The organism is Sphingopyxis flava (assembly GCF_900168005.1).
Lineage (GTDB): Bacteria > Pseudomonadota > Alphaproteobacteria > Sphingomonadales > Sphingomonadaceae > Sphingopyxis > Sphingopyxis flava.
Window position 1 is genome coordinate 1 of record NZ_FUYP01000068.1, and the last position, 5,047, is coordinate 5,047.

At 60.6% G+C, this 5,047-nt stretch carries 2 protein-coding genes; both read left to right on the forward strand.

Going from position 1 to position 5,047, the window contains the following annotated elements; all coding sequences use genetic code 11:
• Positions 1 to 2,624 (forward strand): TonB-dependent receptor plug domain-containing protein (locus B5X69_RS20145; protein ID WP_079640275.1); only part of this gene is annotated, 2,624 nt, incomplete at its 5' end.
• On the forward strand, positions 2,618 to 4,588 hold the full coding sequence (locus tag B5X69_RS20150) for an Atxe2 family lasso peptide isopeptidase (protein ID WP_139375908.1): 1,971 nt from the start codon (positions 2,618 to 2,620) through the stop codon (positions 4,586 to 4,588). The genes B5X69_RS20145 and B5X69_RS20150, both read left to right, overlap by 7 nt.
• Positions 4,589 to 5,047: the final 459 nt, after the last annotated feature.

Consider the following 5,047-nt stretch of genomic DNA (forward strand, 5'->3'; position numbering starts at 1 on the left):
GCGCTGCACAGCTCGATGAACCCGCCAACGCAGCGGGCGAGGCCATAGTCGTCACTGGATCGCGCATTCGCGGCGCCGGCCCCGTCGGCTCGCCCATAGTCACGCTCGATCGTGCAGCAATCGAGAAGAGCGGTTACGCGACGGTCCAACAGTTGCTCGCGTCGCTGCCGCAGAACTTTGGAGGCGGGCCGACGGAAACGACGCTGGGCGCTACGACGCGTAACGGTGCCGGAAGCGACGCGACTTATGGTTCGAGTATCAACCTCCGCGGGCTTGGTCCCTCTTCGACATTGGTGCTGGTCGATGGAATGCGACCGCCGTTAGGAGGCACCGGCGGCGTGTTTGCAGACATCTCACTCATTCCCGTCAGCGCGATCGAACGAATCGAGGTTCTGACCGATGGCGCCTCGGCAATCTACGGCGCCGACGCGGTCGCGGGCGTCGTCAATGTACGGCTGCGCAACAACTTCGAGGGTGCCGAGACAATGTTGCGTGCAGGCACTGCCGATGCCGACATGAGCGAAATGCAATTCGGCCAGCTCCTCGGCAAAAGCTGGGGCGGAGGACATGTTGTGCTTGCATATCAGTTTTCGCAGCGCGGAGCTCTGTCTGCGGCGAAGCGTCCTTATGCCCGCGAAGACCTACGTCAGTTCGGCGGCAGCGACTATCGTTCGCTCTACGGCTCACCGGGAACTATCACCGCCGCTGATGGCCGGGTCTTCGGAATACCTGCCGGTCAGGACGGCACTGCACTCACTGCCGTTGACCTCCTTCCTGGCGTTCAAAATCGGCGCGACAACCGCGCTAACAGCGACTTGCTTCCCCGCCAGCGAGTCCACAGCTTTTATGCAGGCGGAGAAATCGCAATCACCGAGGGGCTCAGCATTCACGCAAAGCTCCTCGCAGCCGAACGCCGATATCGGATGACCGGAAACAGTGAATTCTTGCGCCGCTTCAGCGTTCCGGTCAGCAACCCCTATTATGTGGACCCTATCGGAACGCAGGAGCCGGTCCGCGTCGCCTACAGCTTCGTGAACGAGCTAGGGCCTCAGATCAACACGGGTCGGGTCCGCGCCATTTCAGCCTCGGCGGGCCTGGAGCAACAGTTTGGTGAGTGGCGCCTTGAACTCACCGGTGGCTACGGCAGACAAAAAGGTCGCGCAAACACACTCAATCTCGTGAACAGCGCCCGTCTCGCGGCGGCGCTCGCCGATACCAACCCCTTGACCGCCTTTAACATTTTCGGCGACGGTCGCGCGAATAACCCCGCCACGATCGAGAGCATCCGCGGGAGTTACGGGACGATCGATACTTATGACAATTGGTCTGCCGCGTTGCGCGTCGATGGACCGCTGGCCCGCCTTCCCGCAGGAAATATGCGACTTGCCGCGGGGATAGAATATCGCCGCGAGGCCTACGACTATTTCACAATTCTCGATCTCAGTAGCGCGGTTCCGATCGCCGCGCCCTTCGCGGGATTGCCTGGCCCACGGCACGTGAAGTCGATCTACGGTGAACTGATGGTTCCAATTTTTGGGCCCGACAATCGAACGGCAGGCGTTGAGCGGCTCGACGTCTCGCTCGCGGGCCGGCTCGAAGACTATAACCAGTTTGGCCGCACAGCGAATCCCAAGCTCGGGGTCCGGTGGGATCCAGTCCATGGCGTTGCGATCCGGGGCTCATTCGGAACGAGCTTTCGCGCGCCGCATTTCGACGAGCTGCTCGGTTCATCGCTGTCGAGCTTTCGTGCGCTTCGTCTGGACGATCCCGCCTCACCCACCGGCACATCCAATGTCGTCGGTCTGTTCGGCTACGCTCCTGATATCGGCCCTGAGAAGGCCACCAGCTGGACGGTCGGCGTCGATATCGCCCCGCCAAGGATCGAGGGGCTCAAGGCCTCGCTCACATATTACAACGTCAATTACAAAGATCGCATCGGCAGCGTGAGCGAAGATTATCTGCGCTTTCTCGTCAGCCGTGACCTCTTCGCGGGTGTGATCACCGACAACCCTCCACTCGAACTTGTGCAAAGCTATTTTGCAATGCCAGGTTTTATTAATCCGCTTGGAATCGCACCAAGCGAGGTGGTCGCGATCATTGACGGAAGAACGCGCAACCTCTCGGCCGAGAATCAGCGCGGCCTCGACTTTGAGCTCAGCTACGCCTCGGAATTTGCGGGCGGCACGTTCGACGCCGGCGTCACCGGAACGCATATATTTTCGATCAAGCGAACGCTTACCGAGGGTGCGCGAGGCACCGAGGTTGTGGGTCTTTACGCAAGCCCGGTCAAATGGCGGGTTCGCGGCCGCCTGGGTTGGTCGAAGGGTGGCTTTTCAGCGAGCACCTTCATCAATTACACGGGGGGTTACAAAAATCAGCTCGTAACACCCACAGCACGGGTTTCCCCGTGGACGACAGTCGATCTGACTGTCGTGCAGGCGATCGGCGCAGCCGCGGGCGAGGATGGCCGCGGCCTCCAGCTAGCGCTTAGCCTCATCAATCTCCTTGATCGCGACCCGCCCTTTGCAGAAATCCCAAGCTTCAGCTCGGCGCTTGGCTACGATCCGGAAAAAGCCAATCCGCTCGGTCGCATCGTCTCGGTGCAGGCGCGAATCCGATGGTGAGGCCCGCCATGTTGCTGCTCGGCCTGCTCGCGGTGGCGCCCCCCGCCGTCGGGCAGACGTCCCCGCGCGCTATCGCGGAAATCGCAGACATTTCGGGACTCGCGACTTCGCCCGACGGTGCATGGGTGGTTTACCGTATCGAACGCCCTTCAACAGTCACGAACTCGATCGACGTCGATTGGTACATTGTTCGGGCCGATGGGGCTCAGCCGCCCCGCGCGCTCGGACGTACCGGGACCGCTATGTGGGATGATGCAGGCACAGTGCTGCCCGGGGAGGCACAGTGGGCGCCCGACAGTCGGAGCATCGTGGTCCGTGCGCTTGTCGATGGGTGCGTCGGACTGTGGGAGAGTAAGATTGATGGATCGGGGTTTCACAAAATTGTCGTCAGCGACGGCGACATCGAGGCATTTGCTATCCTTCCCGACGGAGTGGTGGTTGCGCGCGAGGGGCCGCCGCGGGCAGCGATCGCGCGGGCCGAGGAGGATGAACGCGAACGAGGAATCCTGGCCGACGGACATGTCGACCTTGCAAGCCCGCTATACCGAGGCTCGCTCGTCAACGGACGGCCATCGACACAGCGATTCACGGAGGATTGGTTTGAGCGCAGGCCGTTGCTCAGCAACGTTCCACGGACAGTCCGAGCCTATGAACTTGAGAGCGGCACGGTCCGCGCAGCGACAGAGGCTGAGGCTGCAAGCCTCGATGCAGCGCCAGAGGCTCCGCTTTCGGCTCGCACGAGCGGGGTTCTGCAGGCGAACAATGTCTGTCTCGACCCCAGTCTTTGCGGCGATGACGAGTTGCGACTTTCGGCCCAAGCATCGCTTCCGGACGGCAGCACCGTCTTTACGCTTCGCGACCGATCCTACAGACAGAGCATCTACCGGCTTCCCGCAGGGCAAACGGACCTCCGGCTCCTGATTGCGTCACCGGGATTGCTCTCAGGAGGCCGCGACGACCGCACACCCTGCGCCACGACCCCAATGGCCCTTATTTGCGTGGAGGCAAGCCCGTCCGTTCCGCCGCGACTGGTTCGCATCGGATTGAACGGTCAGCAGACTATCATTCACACGCCGAACCATTTCCCTGACAGCGACGGTCTCCTTGCTGAAACCATCGTCTGGCAGGTGGGCGGAAGCCGGGCGTCGGGCGTTTTAATACGCCCGAAGATCCCCGGGCGGCTGCCGCTCTTCATCACCTATTACCGTTGTCCCGGCTTTGTCCGTGGCGGCCTTGGGGACGAGTATCCTTTGCATGCCCTCGCTGCGCACGGGATCGCGTCCCTTTGCATCAATGTGCAACCCCACGGAGACACGGTTGGGGAACGCTATGAAATTGGCCTTGAGACAATAAAAGCGGCTATTTCTGACCTGGATCGGCGTGAACTTGTTGACCCAGCGCGGGTTGGCATGGGTGGGCTTAGCTTTGGAAGCGAAGTCACGATGTGGACTGCGAGCCACAGCCAGATCTTGAAGGCAGCAGCGATCTCCTCGGTGCATGTGACCCCTTCTTATTATTGGTTTAACGCTCGACCCGGGCGCGAGAATTTTGCCCGGAATCTCGAACGATACTGGAAGCTCGGGCCGCCCGACCAGGATATCGCACGCTGGAAGCAAATGTCCTCATCAGCCGATATCACGGCGATCAGCGCGCCCATATTGATGCAGCTTCCCGAGAACGAGATGCGTCAGTCGATTGAGCTGGTCAGCAAACTTGCGACCGCACACATGGGGGAACTCCACGTTTTTCCGTTGGCGCCTCACATCAAGGTCGAACCCCGTCAGAAGCTCGCGGTCTATGAACGCAACCTCGACTGGTTTCGCTTTTGGTTGAAAGGCGAGGTTGATCCGGATCCCTCGAAAGCGGCACAATATAGACGCTGGCTAAAAATCGGTCGTCAGGAAAACTCCGCCTCGACCGAACGCACCCAACGCTCGGTATCGGCAATTTCGAGCAAGCGATAATATTCAAAGCTCCCAATCGCGAGATCGCAGGCCAAATAGCGTTCGATTGAAGTGCAATCGATCAAAGCCCTAGATGCGAGCCGTCCACCAAGAAGTCGTCCTTTCAGCTCGGGACCGTTGGGCGAGGTCGGAGGGCCGGCCCATTATTGCTCTCGCGCCAGCCGAGAGAGTTGATGGCCGAGCAAGGCGTCGGTCAGGCGCTTGCACGCAAAGCTTGCAGCGGCGTTCGGCTTTGTCGTCATCTCGCGTCCCGACGCCCTGATCCTCGACCGCCCACAAAAATTTTTGGGGGGTGAATGCCCCCAGCGTCATCGAGCCCCCCGAACAGCCCATACATGGCTGCAAGGGAGGGATGGATGAAACTGATTTTTATGGCCGCTCTGCTGGCAACCGGAAGCTGCCTTGCGCTTAGCGCCCCCACCGCGAAGGCACAGACCGCAGAGACCGAATTTAATATCC